This window comes from Plantactinospora sp. B6F1 (genome assembly GCF_040120695.1).
Lineage (GTDB): Bacteria > Actinomycetota > Actinomycetes > Mycobacteriales > Micromonosporaceae > Plantactinospora.
This window is the reverse complement of sequence record NZ_JBEEAC010000018.1, coordinates 1-22,956: the sequence shown is the minus strand read 5'-3', so window position 1 is coordinate 22,956 and position 22,956 is coordinate 1. Positions and strand designations below refer to the sequence as shown.

Below are 22,956 nucleotides of genomic sequence, written 5' to 3'. Positions count from 1 at the left end.
TTCACTCCTCTTCCGGCCCGTCGCCCGGGCGGATTCGTGCCGCCACCGTGCCGGCGCGCCGCCGGTGCCCGGCCTTGTCGATCGATGAAACCGTAGCCCGCCCGGTCTGCGTGGTCACGGTGATTCCGGCCCCGGCGGACGGGGGACGGTTGCCGTTGACATCGAACATTATTAATGTGTTCCCATGACGATCCTGACGCGACGCCGGGCGGGTGCGGTGGCCCTGGCGGCGGCACTGACGCTCGGCGGCGCGATGCTGCCGCCTCCCACGTCCGCCCGGGCGGCCATGGATGTGCCGGGCTCCGACGGCGGGCCGGACGTCAGCCCGCCGACCATCCCGGCACACCCGCGCAGCGTGTTCGGGAGCCAGACCCTCACCCTGCTCTGGGACGCCTCGTCCGACGACCGGGGCGTGACCGGGTACGAGATCTTCTCCAACGGCAGCAGGATCGCCACCACCACCGGCACGAGCCACACGATGCCGGTCCCACCGCCGATGATCTTCACCTTCGGGATCCGGGCGGTCGACGCCGCCGGCAACTCCTCCCCGTTCGCGATCGTCAAGCTGGGCTCGTTGCCGGACAGCGATCCCCCGACGGTTCCCACCGGCCTTCGGCTCACCAGGCCACAGGACGGCTACTTCCGGCTCACCTGGAACCCCACCCGGGACAACGTCTTCGTCGCCGGATACGAGGTCCGGCAGAGCGGAAGCATCTCCCGGGTCACCCTGGTCGGCCACCCCGTCGCCTACGGTGTCTACAGTGGCTACGGCAGCTACCAGTTCGAGGTGCGGGCCTTCGACAGCTCGGGCAACTTCTCCGCCCCGGCACGGATCGGGATCGCGGTGGACTCACTGCCGCCGCCGAGCCCGAGGCTCTGACCGACAGCCCCCGGCCGGTCACGTCCGGCATCCGGTGCCCGACAAATCATGACGTTGTCGACTCCGGGTCGACGGTCCAGTCCTCGGGTACCGGCGCCGACGGTCCGGACGCCTGACCCCGGATGCCGAGCGTCGCCGTGCCGGCGCCCCACCCACACCGGGAGCCGGATAGGCGTACGCCAATTGACAAAGTTTGGCATCTAAACTTAATGTCGGCTCTCCGAGCACTGCGGCGTCCGCGGCCCGTACCCCGCATCTTCCAGCCGCGACATCCCGGCAAGGAGACCATTGTGAGTCTGTGGAGCAGGGCGCGAAGCGCCCGATGGCGGGTCGGTCTGGTCGCGGCGAGCGCCGCCGCACTGCTGGTATCCGGGGTGACGGTGGCGGTCAGCGCCCAGGCGGCCGCCGGCTGCCGGGTGGCGTACTCGACCTCGGCGCAGTGGCCGGGTGGCTTCACCGCCAACGTCGGCATCACCAACCTCGGTGACCCGGTCAGCGGCTGGCGCCTGGTCTGGACGTTCCCGTCCGGGCAGCGGGTCACCCAGGCGTGGAACGCGAGCGTCACCTCCTCGGGCAGCCAGGTGACCGCGACCAATGCCGGCCACAACGGCACGATCGCGACCAACGCCACCGTGTCGTTCGGTTTCAACGGCTCGTGGACCGGCACGAACACCGCGCCCACCTCGTTCACGCTCAACGGCGTCGCCTGCACCGGCGACGTCGGGGGTACCCCCGGCACCCGACCGCCGACCAGCGCGCCGCCGAGCACCCGGCCGCCGACCACGCCGCCGCCGGCCGGCAACGCGATGGCGGCGGTGGCCGCGATGCAGCCGGGCTGGAACCTCGGGAACTCCTTCGACGCGGTCGGTACCGACGAGACCGCCTGGGGCAACCCCCGGGTCACCCAGGCGCTGCTGGACAACGTCCGGGCCCAGGGCTTCAACAGCATCCGGATCCCGGTCACCTGGAGCAACCACCACGGCGCGGCGCCGAACTACACCATCGACGCGGCCTGGTTGAACCGGATCCGCGAGGTGGTCGGTTGGGCGCTCGACGACGGCTTCTACGTGATGATCAACATTCACCACGACTCGTGGCAGTGGATCAACACGATGCCGACCGACCGCGCGAACGTCCTGAACCGCTACAACGCGCTCTGGACGCAGATCGCCGCCGCGTTCCGGGACGCCTCACCCCGGCTGACCTTCGAGAGCGTCAACGAGCCGCAGTTCACCGGCAGCTCCGGCGACGCCCAGAACGCCGAACTGCTGCACGAGCTGAACGCGTCGTTCCACCGGATCGTCCGGCAGTCCGGCGGTGGCAACGCCACCCGGCTGCTGGTGCTGCCGACCCTGCACACCTCGGCCGACCAGGCCCGGGTGGACGAGCTGGTCGGCACCTTCGACACGCTGAACGACCCCAACCTGATCGCGACCGTGCACTTCTACGGGTACTGGCCGTTCAGCGTGAACGTCGCCGGCGGCACCCGCTTCGACGCCACCGTGCAGCAGGACCTGACCGGCGTCTTCGACCGGGTCCACGACGCGTTCGTCTCCCGGGGCATCCCGGTGATCATCGGCGAGTACGGACTGCTGGGCTTCGACCGGCACACCGGCACGGTGCAGCAGGGCGAGAAGCTGAAGTTCTTCGAGTACCTCGGCTACTACGCGCGCAACCGTCGGATCACCACCCAACTGTGGGACAACGGGCAGCACTTCGGCCGCACCTCGTTCCGGTGGAGCGACCCGGAGCTCTTCGCGCAGATCAGGTCGAGCTGGACCACCCGCTCCGGCACCGCGTCGAGCGACCAGGTGTACGTGCCGCGTACCGGCGCGATCAGCGGCAAGAGCCTGACGCTCAACCTGAACGGCGGCACCTTCCAGGGGCTGCGCCACGGCAACACCGAGCTGGCGAACGGCGCCGACTACACGGTCTCCGGCACCACGCTGACACTCACCGCCGCCGCCGTCACCCGGCTGGTCGGCTCCCGGGCGTACGGCGTCAACGCGAACATCCAGGCGCGGTTCTCCCAGGGCGTGCCGTGGCGGATCAGCATCATCAGCTACGACCCACCGGTGCTGGCCAACACGACCGGGCCGACCGGCTCGTTCGCGATACCCACCCAGTTCCGGGGCGACCAGCTCGCCACCATGGAGGCGAAGTACGCCGACGGCAGCAACGCGGGCCCGCACAACTGGACCTCGTTCAAGGAGTTCGACGTCGCCTTCGCCCCGAACTACGACGCGAACTCCATCACGCTCAAGCCCGAGTTCTTCGCCGAGGTGAACGACGGGCAGCGGGTCACCCTCACCTTCCACTTCTGGAGCGGCACGACCGTCACCTATCACGTCACCGAGTCGGGCGGAAACGTCACCGGCACGACCTCGTGACCCGGCAGCTGCCGGTTGTCCCCCCGTCCGGGCAACTCTCCGCTCGTCGGGATCCAGACCCGCATGGTGGAGGGCCCACGGTTCGCCCAGGCGTGGTACGCGACCAGCGGAACCTCGACCGGATCCCGCTCCGCCTCGTCCGCCGTCCCGTGGTATGGCCAGTCCCGGTCCGACGGGTCGATCCGCACGCAGTGCAGCACGACCCGGTCGCCGGCCATCGTGGGCGGCCTGCTCGGGTCGACCCGAAGGTCGTCGACGCTTTCGCCGCCCGGCACGTCCACCGACTCCACCGCGTACACCAGCGGGCCACGCTCCACGGCGACGCAGCCGCGCACCGCGTCGATGCGCGGGTCCGGGTACGTCAACCGGGGCGCCATGGGCAGGCTCAACACCACCTCGTCGCCGGCCCGCCACACCCGGCGTTCGGTGGCGTAGCCGGGGCGTACCGGCCGGGTCTGCCCGTCGACGGTCAGGGTCGCACCCTGTTCCGCCCAGCCCGGCACCCGCAACGCGAGCATCCACGGGCGGTCGTCGGCGCCGTCGATCCGTACCCGGATCTCCCCGTCGACGGGATAGCCGGTGGCCACGGTGATCCGCCGCCCGGGTCCGTCCACCCGGCGGTCCGTGATCGTCCCGGGCACGTACTGGTGGATCTGCAGGCCCTCGTCGTCGCCGGTGGCGACGTAGGCCGTCAGGCTGGCCAGGGTGCGCGCCACGTTGGTCGGGCAGCACGACACCTCGTACCACGGCGCCCGCTGGGCGGCGGCGGCCCGGATGCTGGGCCGGTCGGCGTCCGGCACGGTGCCGGGCTCCCGCCGGTGCAGGGTGTTGGTGTAGAAGAAGCTCCTCCCGTCGGCCGCCGGTGAGGTCGACACCACGTTGAACAGCGTCCGCTCGATGAGATCGGCGTACCCGGAGTCGCCGCAGGCGAGCAGCAGCCGCCAGGCCAGCATCACGGACGCGACCCCGGCGCAGGTCTCCGAGTACGCCCGGTCGGGCGGCAGTACCCAGTCCTCGCCGAACGCCTCGTCCTGGTGCCGGGAGCCCTGCCCACCGGTGAGGTAGGTGCGCCGGGCCACCGCCGTGCGCCACTGGTCGCGTACCGCCTTCAGCAGGCCGGGGTCGTCCGTCTCGGCAGCCACGTCGACGGCGCCGGCGGCGAGGTAGTTCGCCCGGACCGCGTGCCCGCGCAGCACCGTCGCCTGGCGTACCGGGATATCGTCCTGGAAGTACTCCCGGCCCCACTCCACGTCGCCGAGCCGGCCGTGGCCGCGCCGCTCGACGAAGAGCGCCGCCTGGTCGAGGTAGCGGTCCTCCCCGGTGACGCGGGCGAACTCCACCAGCGCGGGCTCGATCTCCGGATGCCCGCAGAGCCCGTCGACGCCGTCCGGTCCGAAGGTCTCGCAGACGTTGTCGGCGGCCCGCCGGGCGATCGCCACCAGCCCGTCGTCCGCGTCCGGCCGGGTACGGGCCCGCGCGACGGCCGCCTGCAGGAGATGGCCCACGCAGTAGAGTTCGTGCCCCCATCGCAGGTCGGACCAGCGCGGTGGCTGGCCGGCGTGCCCGAACATGGTGTTGAGATAGCCGTCTGCGTCCTGCGCCCGGGCCACCCGGTGCACGACGGCACGGTACCTCGCCTCCAGTTCCGGGTCGCCGCCGCGGCCAATCTCCCAGGCCATCGCCTCCAGGAACTTGTAGACCTCCGAGTCGGAGAACTCGCGGCCCCGGCGCTTCCCGGCCACGTCGCCGGCGGCCACCAGGTCGAAGTTGCGGATCCAGCCCGCCCGTTCGAGCCAGTGCGCGATGTGCCCGAGGCTGGCCGTCGCGTTGACGGACTGCCGTTCGGCCCAGAAACCGCCGGTGATACGGACCTCGTCCAGTCCGAGCGGCCGGAGCCGCCCGCGGCTCGGCAGGACGGGTGCCGCCGTGGAGGCGCTGGGTGCCATGGTCATCCCTTCAGCGCGCCGGACATGAATCCGCGCACGTAGTGTCGTTGGAGCAGCAGGAACAGCACGACGCACGGCAGCGCGAGGACGACGACCCCGGCCTCCGTCGCGCCGTAGTCGACGACGCCCTGGACCTGGCCGCGCAGGTTGGCCACGGCGAGCGGCAGCGTCATCCGCTCGGAGTCGTTGATCAGGATCAGCGGCGCCATGAAGTCGTTCCAGGCCGCGAGGAACGCGAAGAGTCCCACGGTGATCAGGCCGGGCTTGACCGCGGGTACCAGCACCCGGCACAGCGCGCTCAACGACGAGCAGCCGTCGACCTTCGCCGCCTCGTCGAGTTCCCGCGGCACCGCCTCGAAGGAGATGCGCATCAGGAAGGTGGAGAACGGCAGCTGGAACATGGTGAGCACCAGGGCGACACCGACCAGCGAGTTCTGCAGTCCGACCTGGTTGAGCAGGACGTAGAGCGGGATGAGCAGGGTGGCGTAGGGAACCATCAGGATGGCCAGGGTGAGCAGGAACAGGATGTTCCGGCCCGGGAAGCGGAACCGCGCGAAGGCGTACCCGCCGAGAAGCGAGATCAGCAACGTGAGCGCGACGGTCAGCAGGGAGACGAACGCCGAGTTGGCGAGGTAGCGCCAGACGCCGGCCTGGTAGTCGGCGAGGGTGGTGTAGTTGCCGAAGCCCCACCCGGAGGCCTGGTTGGTGCCCGCCTGCGGGGAGACCGAGGCGACGGCGGTCCACACCAGCGGGAAGAGGAAGACCACCGCCACGGCTCCGGTGAAGACCCAGTAGGGCGTCCGGTACGCGACGCCGGCGATGGTGAGGCCGCGCGGCCCCGGTCTGGTCGGCACCCTCCCCGGTGGGCGGGGCGGGCCGGCGACGGCGGCCCTGGTACGGCTGGAGTCCACGGTCATGGCTCAGTTCTCCTCGGACCGGAAGGCGCGCAGTTGCAGCGCGTTGATGAGGACCAGGGCCGCCAGCACGATGACCGAGAGCGCCGCCGCGACGCCGAGGTCGTTCTGCCCCTGGAAGGCGATCATGTAGATGAGCTGGACCACCGTGATGGTGCTGTTGTCCGGGCCGCCCTTGGTGAGGATGTAGAACTGCTCGAAGGCGAGCAGCGAGCCGGTCACGCAGAGCACGGTGGTCAACGCCAGCGTCGGACGGAGCAGCGGCAGGGTGACGCTGCGGAAGGTCTGCCAGCGGGTGGCGCCGTCCGAGCGCGCCGCCTCGAAGACGTCGGCCGGGATGCTCTGCAGCCCGACCAGCATCAGCACCATGTAGAAGCCGGCGTAGCGCCAGACGATGAGGAACACCGTCGAGAAGAGCGCGGCGTTCGGCGAGCCGAGGAACGTGATGCCGAGGCGCTCCACCACCGGGGCCAGCGGACTCGCGTACGGCGAGTAGAGCACGTAGAACAGCAACGACGCCGAGGCAAGTCCGAGCGCGCTGGGCACCAGGAACGACGCCCGGAGCAGGTTGTTCCACCGGCTGGACTCCTGGACCAGCAGGGCCATCCCCAGACCGAGGAGCAGCAGCAACACGGTCGTGATCACCGTGTACTTGAGGGTGAACACCACCGAGTCGGTGAAGAATCGATGCTCGACCGCCTTGCTGAAGTTCTCCGGCGCGTTGAGCCCCTGGTCGCCGCCGAGCAGCGGCCATCGGGACAGCGACATCCTGACCACGAGCAGCAGCGGCACCACGAAGAGCGCCACCACGAACGCCGCGGTCGGGGTGGCGTAGATCCAGCCGAGCAGGGCCTGTCGCCGGCCGGACCGGAGCCGACCGGGACGGAGCCGACCGCGGATCGCCGCACTGGGTGGGCCTGCCGGTGCGCTGACGTTCATCTCAACTCCTCGATCGATCGGCGACGGGCCGGATCGGCGGCGCGCTGGCAACGCCGTGTGGCCGGCGTACACCGGTCCGCGCGGGGACGGCGGCCCGGCGTACGCCTTCGGCGGCGCTGCCTACTGTTGGAGTACCGTCGTGATCTCGCCGTTGTCCTTCTGGAGGTCACCGCCGCCGTTGAGTACCTGGTTGCGCACCAGGGTCAGCCAGGGGCTGCCGGGCGCGTTGAAGGCCTGCTGGAAGTTGAGCGCGACCGGGGTGTCGCCCTTGCCGGCAACCTGGTTGATGGTGACGAGTCGGGGGTCCTGGGTGGCGTACCTGTTGTTCGCCAGGTCGGAGCGGGACACCACATCCTTGTTCTTGGCCAGCACCTCCACCTGGGCCTCCTCGGACATCATCCAGCTGAGGAAGTTCCAGGCCTGCGCGGCCTTCTTCGAGTCCTTCGACACGCCGATGCCGTCGCCGCCGACAAAGGTCGAGGCTCCGCCGTCCGGGCCTGGGATGCCGGCGACGCCGACGTCGAACGGGGTGGACGACAGCAGTGTCGCCGGGTAGAACATCAGCCCGACCTTGCCCTCGGTGAACGCCGCCGTCCAGGTGGGGCCGGTCTCGCTGGCCGAGGCCGGCAGGACGGCGCCGGACTTCCACAGGTCTGCCCAGGTGCGGTACACCTGCTGCGCGACCTCGTCGGCCAGCTTCGACTCGGTGCCGTCGTCGCTGAGCACCTCGCCACCGGCGGCCCAGATGGACGGGAACCAGGTGAAGACGAGGCATCCGCCGCAGTTCAGCCCGGCGGCCGTACCGTAGACGCCGGGCTTCTTCGTGGCCTGGACCGCCTTCGCCGCCGCGGCGTACTCCACCAGGCTCGCCGGTGCCTTCTCCGGGTCCAGCCCGGCGTCCTTGAACAGCTGCTTGTTCCAGAAGAGCATCGACAGGTCGAGTACGAAGGGCAGCACGTACGACCTGCCGTCCCGGGTACCGGCCGAGAGGTGGCCCTTGTTGATGGAGTCCTTGAAGTCGAGGCCGTCGATGTTGCTGGTCAGATCCTGGAACAGTCCCTGGTTGACCCAGTTCGGCACGTAGACGATGTCGGCGGCGAAGAGGTCCGGCAGGCCGCCGGAACCGGCCGCCGCGCCCACCTTCGCCACGTAGTCGTCGTTGGGTACGACGGTCAGCTTGACCCGGTTCTGGTGACCGGCGTTGTACGCCTCGACGAGAAGCTTCGCCTGCTTCTCCAGCGGGGCCCGGGTCCAGAGCGTCAGCTCGCTGCCGTCGTCGACTCCGGTGGGCCCGGCCTCGGCCACGTCACCCTGGCCGCCCGGCCCGTCGTCACCGCAGGCCGCGGAGCTGAGGATCAGCGCCGTCGCGAGGATTCCGGCCAGCGATCGCAGGGCGGTCCGCCCGCCCGATCTTCTCTTCATGATTCTCCTCGGGTTCGTCTTCAGATGTGAGCGTTCTCCCCGTGGTGCGGTGAACCGGGCGGCCACAGCCGCTGCGCCAGCCGGTGGGTTGCCGCTTTTCCAGCACAGGCGGTGGCGAACGAGCGGTGGTCGGTCGCGACGTCGACCACGAGCCGTCGACATCGGACAGCTCGGCGATGGAGACGTCCAGCATCGCCTCGGCGCCGACCTTTGTCGCCGTCGGTCACGGCGACGTCCCGGAGAGGCCGGCGATCCACATCCTCGCCGGGGAGAACGGGTACAGCCAGGCGACGCCGGCAGGCCATCGACGAGCTGCCGGCACACCTCGCGGGACTGTGCGGCGACCTGTTCGGGTACCTCCTCGTCGTAGCACGATGCCCACCTGCGTCACCCCCGTTCCACCCCGACCGGCCGGGCCTGCGGTCACCGGCCTCCGCCAGGTTCCGAAAACCTTTTCGGAGGATTCTGGTTGCCGACTACGGCCGTGTCAACAGTAGATTTCTGGCCGGTCCACGGATCATCGACCGGGATCGACAGCCCGACGCTCTCTCCCGACCCGCCCGCCAGCGCGCCAACGTCACGCGCGACTCCCGCCGTACCTCGACCGGTTCCGCGCCGGTCGGGAGCCCGTATCGCAGGGACCACCCTGAAAGCCTTTTCGGTCCGGCTCCGAGCCGGTGGTCCCGACTTGGATCGCACGGCGAAGACCATGCCGACCGGCCTGCCCGGCCGGCACTCGCGCTCGCTCGGAAGGAACCCTGGCGTACTCCACCGCAATCCGGGCACGATCTTGCCAGATCGATAGACGATTCCCTATCCTTGCACTGGAAAGCGCTTTCCATGCGCCTTGACGTCGACGTCCCACCCGCCGGCGTCAGTGAGCTGGCGGCGGGCGCGCCGCCGGCGAAAGTCCGGGCCGCCGCGGGAGCGTGCCCCGATCCGCGCGTACGCAAGAGCCCGCCCATCTCGGCTGACCGGCGACGGGCGGCGGGGCGGCAGCCGGGAGGGCCCGGCGGGCCGCATCCGGGATGTACCTGGCAACACCCAGCAGTTGGAGACGAAGGTGAGGCGAAGATGAGACGACGACCAGTCCCGGTACGACTCCAGGCGGCACTGGCCAGCACGGCCGTCATGGCCGCGCTCGGCGTCGCGCTGCCGACGCCCCAGGCATCGGCGGCGTCCGGCAGTGCCACCGGCTACGCGACCCAGAACGGTGGGACCACCGGCGGTGCCGGTGGGCAGACGGTGCGGGCCAGCACGGGAACCGCGATCCACGCGGCCCTGTGCGGTCGGGCCAGCAGCAGTACCCCGATCGTCATCGAGGTCTCGGGGACCATCAACCACGGGAACACCAGCAAGGTCTCCGGCGACAGCTGCAACACCGCCGCCGACAAGATCGAGCTCAAGGAGATCAGCAACGTCACGATCGTCGGGGTCGGCGGCGGGGCCCTCTTCGACCAGCTCGGCATCCACATCCGGGACTCCAGCAACATCATCATCCAGAACGTGACCATCCGGAACGTCAAGAAGTCGGGCTCGCCCACGTCCAACGGTGGTGACGCCATCGGCATGGAGAGCGACGTGCGCAACGTCTGGGTGGATCACGTCACCCTGGAGGCGTCGGGAGGCGAGTCGGAGGGCTTCGACGGGCTCTTCGACATGAAGGACAACACCCAGTACGTCACGCTGTCGTACAGCATCCTGCGCAACTCCGGCCGCGGCGGCCTCATCGGGTCCAGCGAGAGCGACCGCTCGAACGGCTTCATCACGTTCCACCACAACCTGTACGAGAACATCGACTCCCGTACTCCGCTGCTCCGTGGCGGCATCGCGCACATCTACAACAACCACTACGTGGACCTCCACGAGTCCGGGATCAACTCCCGGGCCGGGGCGCGCGCCAAGGTGGACAACAACTACTTCCGGAACTCGAAGGACGTGCTCGGCACCTTCTACACCGACGAGGCCGGCTACTGGCAGGTCAGCGGCAACATCTTCGACAACGTGACCTGGTCCAGCCCGGGCGGCGACACCAACCCGGCCGGCCCGAACCCGCAGTCCAACACCACCGTCAGCATCCCGTACTCCTACCGCCTGGACGGGGCCGGTTGCGTGCCGGACATCGTCCGCCAGACGGCAGGCGCCAACACGGGCCTGCGGGTGTCGGACGGCAACTGCGCGCCCCAGGGGCCCACCCCGACGCCGACCCAACCGACGCCGACGCCGACGCCGACGCGCCCCACGCCGACCCCGACCGCCCCGACGCCGACGCCGACGCAGCCCAGCGGAACCAACCTCAGCATCGGCGCCGGCTCCGACGGCTCCAGCAAGGCCAGCGGGACGAGCTACGGCAACGTGCGGGACGGCGACATGGGCACCCACTGGTCGCCGGTCGGCTCGACCGGTTCGATCTCGATCAAGTGGGGCTCGGCCACCACGGTGTCCAGGATCAACATCCGTGAGGCGTCAGGTGCGACGGGCGCCATCGGTTCCTGGCGGGTGCTCAACCACGACACCGGCGCCGTCCTGACCTCCGGCAACGGAGCGGGCGTCATCACCTTCCCGGCGACCTCACTACGCAAGATCACTTTTGAGATCACCAGTTCCTCGGGCACGCCGGCCATCGCGGAGTTCGAGACCTACGCCGGGTAACGCGCGGTAGCGCTGCCGGGTTCACCGACAGCGACATCCACCCGGCGCGGGCGCCGCCGGTCACCGATCGACCGGCACAGCGGCGGGGCCGTCGGACATGACGGTCCCGCCGCTGTGCCTGCCGGCCGACCACGACTTGCGAGCCGTAAGCGATTCCGACCGGCCAACGGGGGTTGGAATCGACAGACAATCCCCTTTACGCCGTCACCGCACGGGCCTGCGGATCCCATTGTGACAATTGTCTCACTCGACAGAACATCGCCTATCTCCGCATCATGCGACCCACTGGCATGGCCCTCGAAACGACCTTCGCACGCACCGATTCTCGGGATGCCCACCCTCGGCCACCGCTCGGCGGGCACGGCCGCCTCGACATCCGCGCGCCGGCGCCCGGGACCGCTTCAGTACGGCCCTGCTCACCTTCCGATCTCCGGCGACGTTGTTCGCTCTCGGTGATCGACCCCATACCGGCAATCCTTACCACCAGCAACCGGATGCGGCATGTGCGCACCTCACAGAAAGGTTCACCGCCACGCAGAGAAGTATAGGGACTCGCCAATGTTACGCTGCGCGATAATGGGCGACGCCTCGGCCGGGTCTTATGCTCGGGGAGCTGCCCTGCTACATGCTTGAAAGCGTCTTCTTCACATTGACACCCAGGGTTTACTGGGTCACCCTATGCCGCATGAAGTCGGATCATCGGCCGGACCGGACGGTGACCGTCCCGTGGTCCCAGGGCTGCCGCGTGCCAGATCTGCGGTTCGACGAGTTCCTGTGTGGACTGTGGATCGGCGCGTGCGATGCGCTCGCCGTGCCGACCGAAGAGGCCGCGCGCACCACACAGGAGTTGCGCGAGATACTCCCCAGCTGGGCCAGCGATCGAATCGGCGCGGTGCCCCGCCAACCATCGTTCGTCGCCGCCGACGGGTTCCCGGCCGAGATGTCACTGAACTGGTCGGAGGGGCGGCCAGAGATTCGGATGCTCTTCGACTGCCTGTCCGACGCGGATGGCCCGACCGTGACGGCGCGGCGCTTCCGCCAGGTGCACGAGATCTTCGCGACAGCACCGCTGTGGTACTCACTGGCATGGCGCCCGCCCGACCGAGTCGTTCACAAGGCGTACTTCGGTCTGTACACCTGGCCTGCCGAACAGCGGTTCGCCGCACTGGCGCGGGCAATGGAGCGGCTGGGCATGGCGCAGGCGTGGGACGACGCCCGTCGGCGGGTGGACGAGGACGGCCGGAGCGACCGGCGCGAGGTCGAGTTCCTCGGTCTCGACCTGACCGACTCGGTGGAGTCCCGGGCGAAGATCTACTACCGGAACCATGGAGCCGACATCCACGAACTGAACCGCATGGCGTCGGTGGCGCTGGACCACAACGCCGACCAGGCGCTGATCGCGTACCGGACACTGACCGGGGAGCGGGCCGACGCCGGCAGGGAGGCCCTGACCTGCCTCGCGTTCCGGTCCGGGCTACGCCGGGCCGCCGAGTCCGCGACGTACCTGCGGATGTCGAGCCTGGCCTCCGGTGACCAGGAGGCAGTGGGCCGCGCCGCGGACCTGCTACGCCGTCAGGGGATGGATCCGGGACCGCTGTACGCCGTCACCGCCGCCCTGGCCCCCACGGGCCTGGCGGAGAGCCAGGGCCTGCTGGAACTGATCAGCTACCGGGCCGCGCGCCGGCAGGCCGACCTCACCACCTACTTCCGCTTCCCCGTCTATCCGCAACCCACGCCCCTGCCGGTCCCACCCGCCGACCTCGTGGAGAGGAAACCTGTGTTGACCCATCCCGACGTGCAGCGCGTCGCCGACTACAACGCCGCGCGGCAGGAGGAGTACGAGGCGTCGAAGCTCATCCGGCTGTTGACGGACGAGACGACGCCGGACATCACCAAGAAGAGCGTCCTGACCTACCTGCAACCGTGGTCGAACGCGTTCCAGCGCATGATCAGCGCCCGCGTCACGTACGAGTCCGACCCGGCCCTGCGGGCGATCGCCCTCGAACACCAGAAGGAGGAGATTGGCCACGACGAAATCCTGGCTCGGACCCGGGCCGAGGACCAGCGGGTGGTCTGGGATCCGGTCATCGAAGCCGGCGCGTCCTGGTTCGTCGATCAGTTCGCCACCCTTCCGGGGGTGCAGCGCGCGATCCTCGCGCACCTGGCCCTGGAGGCCGGCAGCCTCGCCCTCAGCAAGGCCGGTGTCCGTGCCTTCCCCAACGACCCGTACTTCTCGCTGCATGACGAGGCCGATGTCGAGCACCTCGAGATGGGCTACCAGATCCTCCGGCAGCGCACCGACTGGACCGTGGGCGAGATCGTCGCCGTACTCGACCGTGCCTGGCAGGTGATCACGCTGGTCTCCGACCGCATCGCCGAGTGCGCCCTTCGCGACACCGCCACGTGAGCGCTGTCGCAGGGTCCGATCCGGCCGCTGCGGCGCGGGCGGCAGCGTTGGAGGCTGCACACACCTACCAGACGGTGTTGGCCAACCGGTTCGTCGCCGCCTACGCGTTGGGCAGCCTCGCACATGGCGGCTATGCCCCCGCCGTCAGCGACATCGATCTGGCGGTGATCCTCACCGACACCCGTGCCGGCGACGCCGACACCATCGCCGAGACGAGCCAGGGCCTGCGTGAGCGTGCTGAACTGCACCGCAGGCTCTCGGTGTTCTGGGGCTCCCTGGCCGCGCTCCGCCATGGCCTCGACGACGGACGGTTCCCCGCCATCGACCGCCTCGACCTGGCCAGTCACGGTCTACTCCTGCTCGGCTCCGACGTGGCCCGGCAGGTCGCCATCCCCACCGCGGGCGAGTTGCTCGTCGACAGCGCGCGGTTCGCCGTCGACGTCCTGGCCACCAACGAGGTAATCGCCGAGATCCATCGACCCCGCCGGCTTCTCGACGACCCGGTGTGGTTCACGAAGGCGGTACTGTTCCCGGTCCGCCTCCTCTACAGCAGCGCGGTGACCATGGGGCGGGCCGCCACCAACGACCACGCCATCACCTGGTATCTGGCTCAGCCCGACGTCCCGGCGACATCCCTGGTCCGGCTTGCCGCCAGGGTGCGGGCAGGAGCGCCGCTGGACCCGGCGGAGGCCCGCCCGCTCCTGGTGACGGGTCTGCGCCACCTCTACCGGCGGTACGCCGAGGGCCAGGCACGGCGTCTTCAGGAGGCCGGCGCACCGGCCGACCTGGTGGCCGCCTTCGCCCGGTGGTCCGGGCAACTTGGTGTGTGAGCCCGATCCGGGGCCGTCGGCCCAGGTCCGTCGCACACCGCCGGGAAGTCGCCGGGTGACGCCCACATGACTTCGTCACCGGAAACTGGCCGCCCAGGCCCCCCGACCCGCACCCGGCACGCGGTGGATGCCCGACCGCCAACGGCCGGTCGATCCGCTCGAAGCGACTCGACCGGCTGCGTCAGTTGGGGACCGGCATCCGGGCGAGCGCGTGCCGGACCAGTCCGATCAGCGCCCGCTTGCTGGACTCCCGGTCCCGGGCGTCGCACCAGAGCAACGGCACCGCCTCGTCGAGCTTCAGCGCGGCCCGGATCTCCTCCTCTGTGTAGAGACACTCGCCGAAGAACCGGTTCACGGCGGCGACGAACGGGATGCCCCGTCGCTCGAAGTAGTCGACGGCGGGAAAGCTCGTGTCCAGCCGCCGGGTGTCGATCAGCACGACCGCGCCGACCGCGCCCTGCGCAAGTTCGTCCCAGATGAACCAGAACCGGTCCTGCCCCGGGGTGCCGAACAGATAGAGCACCACGTCGTCGCTGATGGTGATCCGTCCGAAGTCGAGCGCGACCGTCGTACGCGTCTTGCCCTCCACCCCGGTGATGTCGTCCACACCGACGCTCGCCTGCGTCAGCACCTCCTCGGTGGTCAGCGGCGGAATCTCGCTGACCGAGCCGACCAGAGTCGTCTTGCCCGTACCGAAGCCGCCCGCCACGACGACCTTGACCGACTTGCGCTCCACGTTCGAGTCCCTTTGCCTAGAGTCTCTCGAGACCAGCGAGAACCGTTTCCAGCAGCCGCCGATCCGCGATCTTCTGCTGTGCTGGCGCGCCGACGCGCAGGTAGCCCTGCTCAAGCATCACGTCCACCATGACTTTGGTGATGGTGAGTGGTCGGTGCAGGTAGGCGCCGATCTCGGCAATCGATATCCAGCGTGCGCAGCGGTCGAGGATCTCCCGGTACTCCTGCTCCAGCCGACTCGGATCGACAGGCAGGGCGATCACCTGGGTGGCCAGGTCGAGGTTCGTGTTGCGCGGGCTCGTCCGCCCGTTCACGAGGATGTACAGCGGCACTAGCCGCCCGGCCTGCGCCTCGTCATCGCCGTCCCACACGTCATACGCCATAACCCCTGCCCTGCTGGCCGTTGGCGGCCGTCGCGGTCCCGCGTACCTCGGCACCGAGGTGCTCGCCGATCCGGGTCACCAGCCGGCTCATCTCGTACGCGACCGTTCCCATGTCGACGGTTTGCTCACAGAGTACGGCCAGCCGCGCGTTCTGGCCGGCGGCCGCCACGAAGAGGGTTCGGCCGTCGTACTCAATGATGACCTGCTGAACCTGCCCGCTGTCGAACCGCCGGCCCAGCCCGGCGGCGACGCTGTGCAACGAGGATGAACCGGCGGCCAGGAGTTCCGCCGAGTCCTGGGTCAGCGATGTGGACTTCTGGACGACCAGCCCGTCGGTTGACAGGACAACGGCGTAGACAACGTTGGGAACCTCTACGAGCTCGTCCAGCATCCAGGTGAGGTCGTTCCCGGAGATCGAGTTGGTCACGCTTTCCCGCCTTGGTTGTTGTCTCTGGTTGACGCGTCGTTGTTGCCGCCCGCCTTGCCGGCGGCCCACGCCTGCTGGTACCTGGTGAACCGGTCCCGGGCCTCCTCCGGAGACCTCGCCGTGCCGGCCATCGGAGCCGCACTACCCGACGCCTTGGTGTCGTCCCGCAGCTCGGGCGCGATGTGCTGTTGCGGTTGCCGGCTCGGCAGGGGCGGACGGGCTGCACCGGGGTCGGCCGCGCGGGGAGCGGCGGTCCTCGGCGTGCCGGCGTTGCCGTTGGCGTGGCGCTCGCTCATCATTTCGCCCGCCCGGTCGGTTTGTCGGTTGTCGGCCGTTCGAGGGTCGCGGCGTGCCTGTGTCGACCCGTTCGTGGGCATGCCGGAGCCGGCGCCCCGGGGGCGCGGCGCTCGTTGACCGACGCCGGGCCGGGCCGGAACCGCGCCGGCCATGGCCGGCAGTTGAAGATCGGGATCGGTCCGGTCCGCGCCGGAACCGACGGGTTCGGCGGTGATCAGGCGATCGGGCAGCAGCACGATGGCGAGCAGGCCGCCGTAGGCGGAGGTACGAAGGCTCACCTGGATGCCCTCCCGCTTGGCGAGCTCGGCGACAACGTGCAGACCCACCTGCGCACCGTCCTTCAGTGCTGCCACGTCCGGGGTGGGCGCCTTGGCCAGCAGCTCGTTCGCGCTCTCCAGCGCGTCGGCGTTCATCCCCACGCCGCCGTCCTCGATCTCGACCGCGACGCCGTGCTTGACCTCGTTGCAGGTCACCCAGACGGTCGTCTTCGGCGGGGAGAAGGCGAGCGCGTTGTCCAGCACCTCGGCCAACAGGTGGATGGTACCGGCGACCGCACGGCCGGCCAGCGCCACGTCGGGCGCACCGCGCAGGGTGATCCGCTGGTACTGCTGCGCCTCGGCGAACGCGGCCAGCAGCACCCGGCGTACCGGGACGGGGTTCTGGAACCGGCGGCCGATCTGACCACCGGCGAGGATGACCAGGTTCTCCAGGAAGCGCCGGGTCTGAGTGAGCTGGTGGTTGATGTCGAAGAGCTCGGTCAGCAGCTTCTCGTCGCCGACCCGGTCCTGCAACTCCTCGATCACCTTCAGGCCGCGCTGCAACGGACGTTGCGGGCGACGGGCCACCCCCATCAGCATCGCGATACTGGCGGCCCGGGTCTTCGCCTCGTCGATCGCGGCGGCCGCGGCCGCCTTCAGGGACCTGTTGATGACCGCCGCCACCTGGCCGATCTCGTCACTGCCGTAGTCGTGACTGGGCAGTTCGACGGCCAGGTCGACCTGTTCCCGGCGTCGAAGCCGCGCCATCATCAGCGGGAGCCGCTCGTCCACGATCGCGGCGGCGTCCTGCCCCAGCTTGGCCAGCCGGACGGAGAGGGCCTGGTCCACCAGGATGTGCGACTGGCGCAGCGCCCACAGAATGGCGGCGATCGCGATCGACAGTGCGAGCAGGCTGCCGAGCGACGCTGTCAGCAGCTGGTTGTTGCCGGTACGGAGGGCCTCGGCGGAGACCCCGTCGGCCTGTAGCACCGCCAGGCTGATCAGCTCGTCGGAGACCTGCCGGGTGACTCCCTCCCAGCGGGTCCGGTTGACCGGCAGTCCACCGGGGACGCCGTCCTCCCATGCACCGGCCGCGATCAGCGCGTTCTCCGCAGCAACGAGCTCCTTCCAGGGACCGCTGGCCGTGATGCTCTCGTAGTGCGCCCGGGCAGCCGGTTCGAGGTGCGGTGCGATGTTGGTGAGGGCGGCACGGTAGGCACCGACCAGGGCCACGAACTCCAGGTGGCTCTGTCGGTTGAGCGCGCGGGCACTGAACGCGGCGTCAATCGTGGAGCCGGCCCGCGACATCTGGTCGCTGACCCGGAACGCCTCCGTCGCGGTGACACCGCCGAGACTCGCCGCGGCGTCCGGCACCACACGGGCCTGCGTGTCGAAGAGCGTGGTCGCGGCCGCCAGGAGCCCGTTGTAGAAGTCGTAGACCCGGGGGCCGCCGGCCGTCCTGGAGTCGATCGTCGCACGCACGTCGGGCAGCTGGTCGAGCTGGTCCGTCAACGCCTGCCAACGGGTGGTGATGGACTGCGGGGCTGCGGACAGCGCATCGCTCGCGGCGCTGCGCAGCTCGGCCAGTCGCTGGTCGGTCTGCTGCCGCTGGTCGGCCAGCGGCTGCAGGTCGCGCGCAGGCTGGGCCAGATAGACGACGCTCAGCCGGCGCTCCTGCTGAAGCGAGGCCAGCGCGGGCACCGCCGGGATCGATACGTCACGGACGCTGTTGGCGACCTCGCGGTTGTAGAATCCCTGGAAGACAAGGTATCCGGAGGCGACGAGCCAGATGACGACGGCGACGACACTGGGAATGAGCACCAATCGGATGACGCGTCGCCTGATCGACTGCTGCCGCCCACGCCGACGGTTTGCCGTCGACTGACCCCGCACATCCGGATCGGGTTGCCTGCTCATGCCGTCGGCTTGCTTGTCCGCCAACTTCGATCCAATCGTGGGCAGCGTGGAGGAGCCAGCGGCTGAGGCACAGCCGGCCGGTACCGATGTGTGTGCAACACTACCAATCTGTCCGGTCTCGCACTAGCCGCCGGCAGTGTAGCGAATTACCTGTTACTCCCCGCCCGCCGCACCGATGCCACCCCGACAGATCCGGCGCCGCCGACCACGGCATCCACGGTGGATGGCCGGGTCGGCTTCACCGGATTGGGAGGCTACACGCCACCCGTCATCCCGGCGGCGGCAGCCACCGAGACCAAGTACCGGTCTGATCGACTGGCGTCGTGCCGGGTTCACGCTTCACAGCCACCTGCCCGCGTACGCGGGTCTTACGGTCGGCTCCACGTGCCGCCACCGGGCCACTCCCGGCGGTCGCCGCCGCAAGGGCGGCGAGGTTGAGAATCCCCGCACTGACCGCGCTGCCGGACAAGCATGGCTGCGTCGATAGCGCCATCGGTCATGCGAGGAAGCGGTGCAGTACGTCTGTCAGGTCGTCAGGATTTTCCTCGGCGACATGGTGTCCGGACAGGATTGGTTCCCCGCGCAGATCCGCGACCCAGGGCCGCCAAACGGCGAGGGGGGCACCATAGAGATCTTCCATGTCGTCACGGGTCGACCACAGGAACAACGTCGGACAACGGACGATGCGGCCAGCACGCCGGTCGGCCTCCTCATGCTCCCGATCCACCCCAAGACCGGCGCGGTAGTCCTCCAACATCGCCCGCACGGTCGCATGATCGTGGATAGCCTCCCGCAGCTCCCGATAATTCTCGGCTCCCATACGTTCGGGCTCCACACTGTCGTACCAGGCGTCGGGATCGGCCATGATGGCACGCTCCGGCTTCTCCGGTTGGGCGAAGAAGAACCAGTGGTACCAGTCCTGAGCGAACCGCGCGTCGCAACGGGCGAGGGCCTCGCTGATGGGTACACCGTCCATGACCACCAGCCGGCCGACCGCGTCGGGATGATCCAGCGCCAGGCGTAACGCCACATAGCAACCGCGGTCGTGCCCGACCGCGGCGAACGTCGGATGGCCAAGCGCGTTCATCAGCCGGAGCATGTCCCCTGCCACCGCGCGCTTGGACTGTTGGGAGTGGTCGGGGCGGATGTGCGCCTTTCCGGACTGTCCGTAGCCGCGCATGTCCGGGCAGACCACCGTGAATCCATGATCCACTAGTCGCGGCGCGACCCGGTACCACGTCGATCCGGTACGCGGATGCCCGTGAACGAGCAGGACCGGGGGCCCCTGTCCGGCGTACCGGACACGTAGCTCCACCTCTCCGACGTCAATCCACCGGTCTGTGAAACCTTCGAACATGCGCGGAAGGTACCCGAGCCCGTCATGCCTGCAACATCCACTCGTCGGCATGGCGGCGTGCCGCAAGCATGCTGGGTCGTCACGGCGCGTAGCTCGCAGAGAGCATGGCCGTGCCACGCCCGACGACAGATCCTCGCGCCCGACCTCGGAAGATGCGCGGACCGGCCTTCGGTGGCGCAACCTCCAGGAGCCCTACGGCAGTGCTCGGGAGGGTGAGGAGGCTCGATGAACAGACTCGGATGCTCCGGCGCGCTCGGGGAGTCGGCATGCTAGACGGGAGCGTTCAGTGCGCGTCCATTCGCCGTCCAGTTGGCCTGCTTAGCCTCGGCGCATCGTCGCCCGTTTCGTCCTCGGCCAGTGTGACGGTGGCCGACTCAGAGGCGAAAGGGCACCACAGCGGTGGAGGTACACGCTATGAACACCAGTCGTTCCACAGGGCTCCTCCGGCAGCTCGTCGTGGCACTCGGTGCGGTGGTCGCCGTGACGGCATTCGCGGCCGGTCCTGCCTTCGCGATCGTGCCGACGTCGGAATCCGACCCGAGGACCGGCAGCCTCACCGCGGCCGATCTGGCGGCCGGGGGTCTGACGGCCAAGGGCCTGGCGCCGTCCGGGGCCGGTGCGGCGGTGCACCTGCTGTCGCAGTCCGACGGCGCCGCTCATGGCGCGCTCGTGGCGGCCACGACATGCACGGTCAGCATCAGCCCTCCGGTCAGGGCCGAGGCGGTCTCGGTAGCCGTGGACTACTCGGTCCATTGCGACGAGGAGGTGAACAGCATCTACGGCATCATCGGGATCTTCCGTGGCAACGACTCCACGCCGCTGGGCAACACCATCGACCAGTTCGACCTGGGGCGCTTCGGCGGCGGCTTCCAGATCGAGCGCACCTGCGCCACCGGCACCCTCTACGCCTTGATGCGGGTGATCGTGAACTTCAAGACCGGCTCGCCGGCGACGATCGACAGCACCTTCGCCGGGCCGGCGGCCGCGATAACCTGCTGATCACGGTACGCGTTGGGTCGGCGCCCGCTCGGGCACCGGCCCTACACGCCTGTGGGCGTCCGTGCCGGCTTCGCCACCGGGTTGCCCGCAGGTCAAGCATCGCCCGCCTATCCACCGACTGTCGGACGCTATTGGTAGGTTCGCCCTTGTTGATCGAGGCTGGACCAGGTTTGGGGACGCTTATGGCTGAGGTGGGGGACGCTTGTGGCTGAGGTGGCGCTGCGACCGGTCGATGACTCCGACCTTGACGCGTTGTACGAGCAGCTGCGGGATCCCGAGTCCGTCCGGATGGCAGCCTTCACCGCCAAGGATCCCGACGATCGCGCCGCTTTCGATGCGCACATGGCGAAGGTCCGGACCTCACCCGACGCAACCAACCGCGTCATCACGCTCGATGGACGGCTGGTCGGTAGTATCGCCAGCTTCGTAATCGACGGCGACACCGAGGTCACCTACTGGATCGACAGATCGTTCTGGGGGCAGGGCATCGCTTCCCGGGCTCTGGCCCTCCTCCTGGAATCCGTCCATGTCCGGCCCTTGTTCGCTCGCGCGGCAAGTGACAACGCGGGGTCGCTGAAAGTACTGCAGAGGGCAGGGTTTGTGATCACGGGCACGGAGATTTCCTTCGCCAACGGACGCAACACAGAGGTCGAGGAAACCATCCTGCGCCTCGATGAACCCCCGGCGACCGCGCCATCCGATATGTCGAGCGCCAAGAAGCGGGCTCACTGATCTCGACAGATCCGGCCCTCGGCCGACGCAGGAGGCAGGCCACGGAGCGCGACGCCTCCCAGTTGGGTGTCGCACCGGGCGGCGCCAGAAGCGATCACGGATACCGATACGCGGACACCATCGTCAGGCGGCCCAGCCGGGTACGGCGTCGTACTTCGGGCTGGGACCGAAGCGGTTCGGGCCGGGCGTGCCGTCCTGCACGAAGAACACCAGCAGGACAACCGCACCGACAAGCGGGATCAGCCCGATCAGGATCCACCAGCCGGAACGGTCGGTGTCGTGCAGGCGCCGCACGGCGACCGCCAGCGACGGCAGGAGGAGCGCCAGGCTGGCGAGCAGGTTCAGCAGGCCGCCAGACCCACTCGACCCTTCGAAGTCGGTACCCAGCGCGGAATCGAGGATCGAGGTCGCGATGCCGACGAGGATCGAGAAAAGGAAGAACCACCAGTACTCGGAGCGGCGAGCCCGCCCGCCGAACCCGACATACTGGGAAAGCACCGAACGAACGGCAGCGGTAAATGACATGACGACTCCAGCGTCTCGAAAGTGCGGCCAGGCGCGGCATCAGGGTACGCGGCAGCGGCAACCGCACCGCCCAAATCCAACCGGTCGCGAAGAAACCGCGATCGCCAGCGCTATCCGCCCGTCGGCACGACAGGACAGAATGGGATGGGATGCCCCTGCGGAGCCGGTTACCAGCGCGACGGTTGGGCGCCTGTATCCCCGCTTTGAGGGCCGCATCTTCAGCGCCACCGAGGTCGCCACAGCGGGGGAATCCATCGGAACGCCGACGGCTCAGGGCCGGACGGCGGCGCCGAAACGCACCGCGAGGGCGGCGACCGCGGCCCGGAGTTCGGGTCCACCCTCGACCCGGAACCCGAACGGCACGCTCGGCAGCCACTCCTGGGCGTACATGGACGGGTTGCTCGTGCTGCCGAGGAGTACGCACTCGTCTCCCGACGGTTCGAGCCGGCCCATGGGGGGCCGGATCCACGGCGCCACCTCGGCCGCCGGAGCCTCGAAGACGACGCGGGTGGGGAACTCCCAGCCGCTGCCCAGGTTCTCCTCCAGGGCCGCCACCGGGTCCAGCCCGTCGGGCGGCTCGAAGGGGTGCCCGGTCTGCTGGACCGCGCGGACCCGGTCGAGCCGGTAGGTGCGGATCGCCTCCGCACGGTGCGAGTGGCACAGCAGGTACCAGCGGCCGTACCGGACGACCACCGCCCACGGGTCCACCTCGGCGTCCCACTCGGCGCCCGACTCGCTCCGGTAGCTGACCGACACCCGCCGTCGCGCCGCGACGGCGGCGACGAGGGCGCTGGTGATGGTGGGATCCGGCCGGGACGAATACAGAGGTTGAAAGGCTGACGTTCGGGTCGTCACGGTGGTTCGGGGTCGAGGGTCATGCCGGTGTTGACGAAGAAGCCGGCGAGGAGATGGGTCTGTTGCTGGCAGGCTCGTAGTCGTTGTCTGAC

Annotated in this window: 18 protein-coding genes and 1 pseudogene; 7 read left to right on the top strand and 12 right to left on the bottom strand. The window is 69.3% G+C overall.

Annotated features, from left to right (window positions below):
• Window position 1: 1 nt before the first annotated feature.
• Entirely contained in the window at window positions 2–169 is a 168-nt protein-coding gene (locus ABNF97_RS21900; protein WP_349339626.1) for a hypothetical protein, read from the bottom strand.
• A gap of 15 nt (window positions 170–184) precedes the next feature.
• On the opposite strand from ABNF97_RS21900, the gene ABNF97_RS21895 reads away from it, so the two are divergent.
• Together ABNF97_RS21895 and ABNF97_RS21890 are read left to right on the top strand one after the other, a co-directional pair.
• Window positions 185–880 (top strand): fibronectin type III domain-containing protein, encoded by a 696-nt coding sequence (locus tag ABNF97_RS21895; RefSeq protein ID WP_130463957.1) that lies wholly within the window; start codon window positions 185–187, stop codon window positions 878–880.
• Between the two features lie 290 nt (window positions 881–1,170).
• Window positions 1,171–3,270 carry a cellulase family glycosylhydrolase gene (locus tag ABNF97_RS21890; protein WP_349339625.1) on the top strand — a complete coding sequence of 700 codons (2,100 nt, stop codon included), beginning with the start codon at window positions 1,171–1,173 and terminating at the stop codon, window positions 3,268–3,270.
• Here ABNF97_RS21890 and ABNF97_RS21885 read toward each other — a convergent pair.
• The 4 genes from ABNF97_RS21885 to ABNF97_RS21870 all read right to left on the bottom strand — a co-directional run bounded on the left by ABNF97_RS21885 (window position 3,225) and on the right by ABNF97_RS21870 (window position 8,491).
• Window positions 3,225–5,222, bottom strand: a complete 1,998-nt coding sequence (locus ABNF97_RS21885; RefSeq protein ID WP_165436819.1) for a beta-L-arabinofuranosidase domain-containing protein — start codon at window positions 5,220–5,222, stop codon at window positions 3,225–3,227. The two genes, ABNF97_RS21890 and ABNF97_RS21885, sit on opposite strands and share 46 nt — an antisense overlap.
• A complete protein-coding gene (locus tag ABNF97_RS21880) occupies window positions 5,219–6,133 on the bottom strand; it encodes a carbohydrate ABC transporter permease (RefSeq protein WP_349339624.1) in 915 nt (304 codons plus the stop codon). Before ABNF97_RS21880 ends, ABNF97_RS21885 begins: the two co-directional genes overlap by 4 nt.
• Before the next feature lie 3 nt (window positions 6,134–6,136).
• Window positions 6,137–7,069 (bottom strand): carbohydrate ABC transporter permease, encoded by a 933-nt coding sequence (locus ABNF97_RS21875; RefSeq protein ID WP_349339623.1) that lies wholly within the window; start codon window positions 7,067–7,069, stop codon window positions 6,137–6,139.
• A gap of 120 nt (window positions 7,070–7,189) precedes the next feature.
• Window positions 7,190–8,491, bottom strand: a complete 1,302-nt coding sequence (locus ABNF97_RS21870) for an extracellular solute-binding protein (protein WP_130463959.1) — start codon at window positions 8,489–8,491, stop codon at window positions 7,190–7,192.
• A gap of 1,074 nt (window positions 8,492–9,565) precedes the next feature.
• On the opposite strand from ABNF97_RS21870, the gene ABNF97_RS21865 reads away from it, so the two are divergent.
• The 3 genes from ABNF97_RS21865 (at window position 9,566) to ABNF97_RS21855 (ending at window position 14,380) form a co-directional block, all read left to right on the top strand.
• The gene (locus ABNF97_RS21865) at window positions 9,566–11,143 is read left to right on the top strand and encodes a pectate lyase family protein (RefSeq protein WP_349339622.1); all 1,578 of its coding nucleotides are present in this window, start codon (window positions 9,566–9,568) and stop codon (window positions 11,141–11,143) included.
• A gap of 685 nt (window positions 11,144–11,828) precedes the next feature.
• Window positions 11,829–13,550 (top strand): hypothetical protein, encoded by a 1,722-nt coding sequence (locus tag ABNF97_RS21860; protein WP_349339621.1) that lies wholly within the window; start codon window positions 11,829–11,831, stop codon window positions 13,548–13,550.
• A 47-nt stretch (window positions 13,551–13,597) separates the two neighbouring features.
• A complete protein-coding gene (locus ABNF97_RS21855; protein ID WP_207230582.1) occupies window positions 13,598–14,380 on the top strand; it encodes a nucleotidyltransferase domain-containing protein in 783 nt (260 codons plus the stop codon).
• Window positions 14,381–14,561: 181 nt separating this feature from the next.
• Here the strand turns inward: ABNF97_RS21855 and ABNF97_RS21850 are convergent, their stop codons facing one another.
• The 5 genes from ABNF97_RS21850 to ABNF97_RS21830 all read right to left on the bottom strand — a co-directional run bounded on the left by ABNF97_RS21850 (window position 14,562) and on the right by ABNF97_RS21830 (window position 19,753).
• Entirely contained in the window at window positions 14,562–15,116 is a 555-nt protein-coding gene (locus ABNF97_RS21850) for an ATP/GTP-binding protein (protein WP_130463962.1), read from the bottom strand.
• A 16-nt stretch (window positions 15,117–15,132) separates the two neighbouring features.
• Window positions 15,133–15,498 (bottom strand): DUF742 domain-containing protein, encoded by a 366-nt coding sequence (locus tag ABNF97_RS21845; protein ID WP_130463963.1) that lies wholly within the window; start codon window positions 15,496–15,498, stop codon window positions 15,133–15,135.
• Window positions 15,488–15,925, bottom strand: coding sequence for a roadblock/LC7 domain-containing protein (locus ABNF97_RS21840; RefSeq protein WP_349339620.1), 438 nt, complete (start codon window positions 15,923–15,925; stop codon window positions 15,488–15,490). The genes ABNF97_RS21845 and ABNF97_RS21840 overlap by 11 nt, the downstream gene beginning before the upstream one ends.
• Window positions 15,922–18,300, bottom strand: coding sequence for a sensor histidine kinase (locus ABNF97_RS21835; RefSeq protein WP_349339619.1), 2,379 nt, complete (start codon window positions 18,298–18,300; stop codon window positions 15,922–15,924). The genes ABNF97_RS21840 and ABNF97_RS21835 overlap by 4 nt, the downstream gene beginning before the upstream one ends.
• A gap of 592 nt (window positions 18,301–18,892) precedes the next feature.
• On the bottom strand, window positions 18,893–19,753 hold the full coding sequence (locus tag ABNF97_RS21830) for an alpha/beta fold hydrolase (RefSeq protein WP_349339618.1): 861 nt from the start codon (window positions 19,751–19,753) through the stop codon (window positions 18,893–18,895).
• 471 nt (window positions 19,754–20,224) lie between these two features.
• Here ABNF97_RS21830 and ABNF97_RS21825 point away from each other — a divergent pair, with 471 nt between their 5' ends.
• Both ABNF97_RS21825 and ABNF97_RS21820 read left to right on the top strand, forming a co-directional pair.
• A complete protein-coding gene (locus ABNF97_RS21825) occupies window positions 20,225–20,752 on the top strand; it encodes a hypothetical protein (protein ID WP_349339617.1) in 528 nt (175 codons plus the stop codon).
• 204 nt (window positions 20,753–20,956) lie between these two features.
• Complete coding sequence (locus ABNF97_RS21820; protein WP_130463966.1) at window positions 20,957–21,484, top strand: GNAT family N-acetyltransferase; 528 nt, start codon at window positions 20,957–20,959, stop codon at window positions 21,482–21,484.
• Window positions 21,485–21,607: 123 nt separating this feature from the next.
• Here ABNF97_RS21820 and ABNF97_RS21815 read toward each other — a convergent pair whose 3' ends face one another.
• Together ABNF97_RS21815 and ABNF97_RS21810 are read right to left on the bottom strand one after the other, a co-directional pair.
• On the bottom strand, window positions 21,608–22,009 hold the full coding sequence (locus ABNF97_RS21815) for a DUF805 domain-containing protein (protein WP_130463967.1): 402 nt from the start codon (window positions 22,007–22,009) through the stop codon (window positions 21,608–21,610).
• A 270-nt stretch (window positions 22,010–22,279) separates the two neighbouring features.
• A pseudogene (locus ABNF97_RS21810) lies at window positions 22,280–22,825 on the bottom strand (helix-turn-helix transcriptional regulator); the annotation flags it as partial.
• Between the last annotated feature and the right edge of the window lie 131 nt (window positions 22,826–22,956).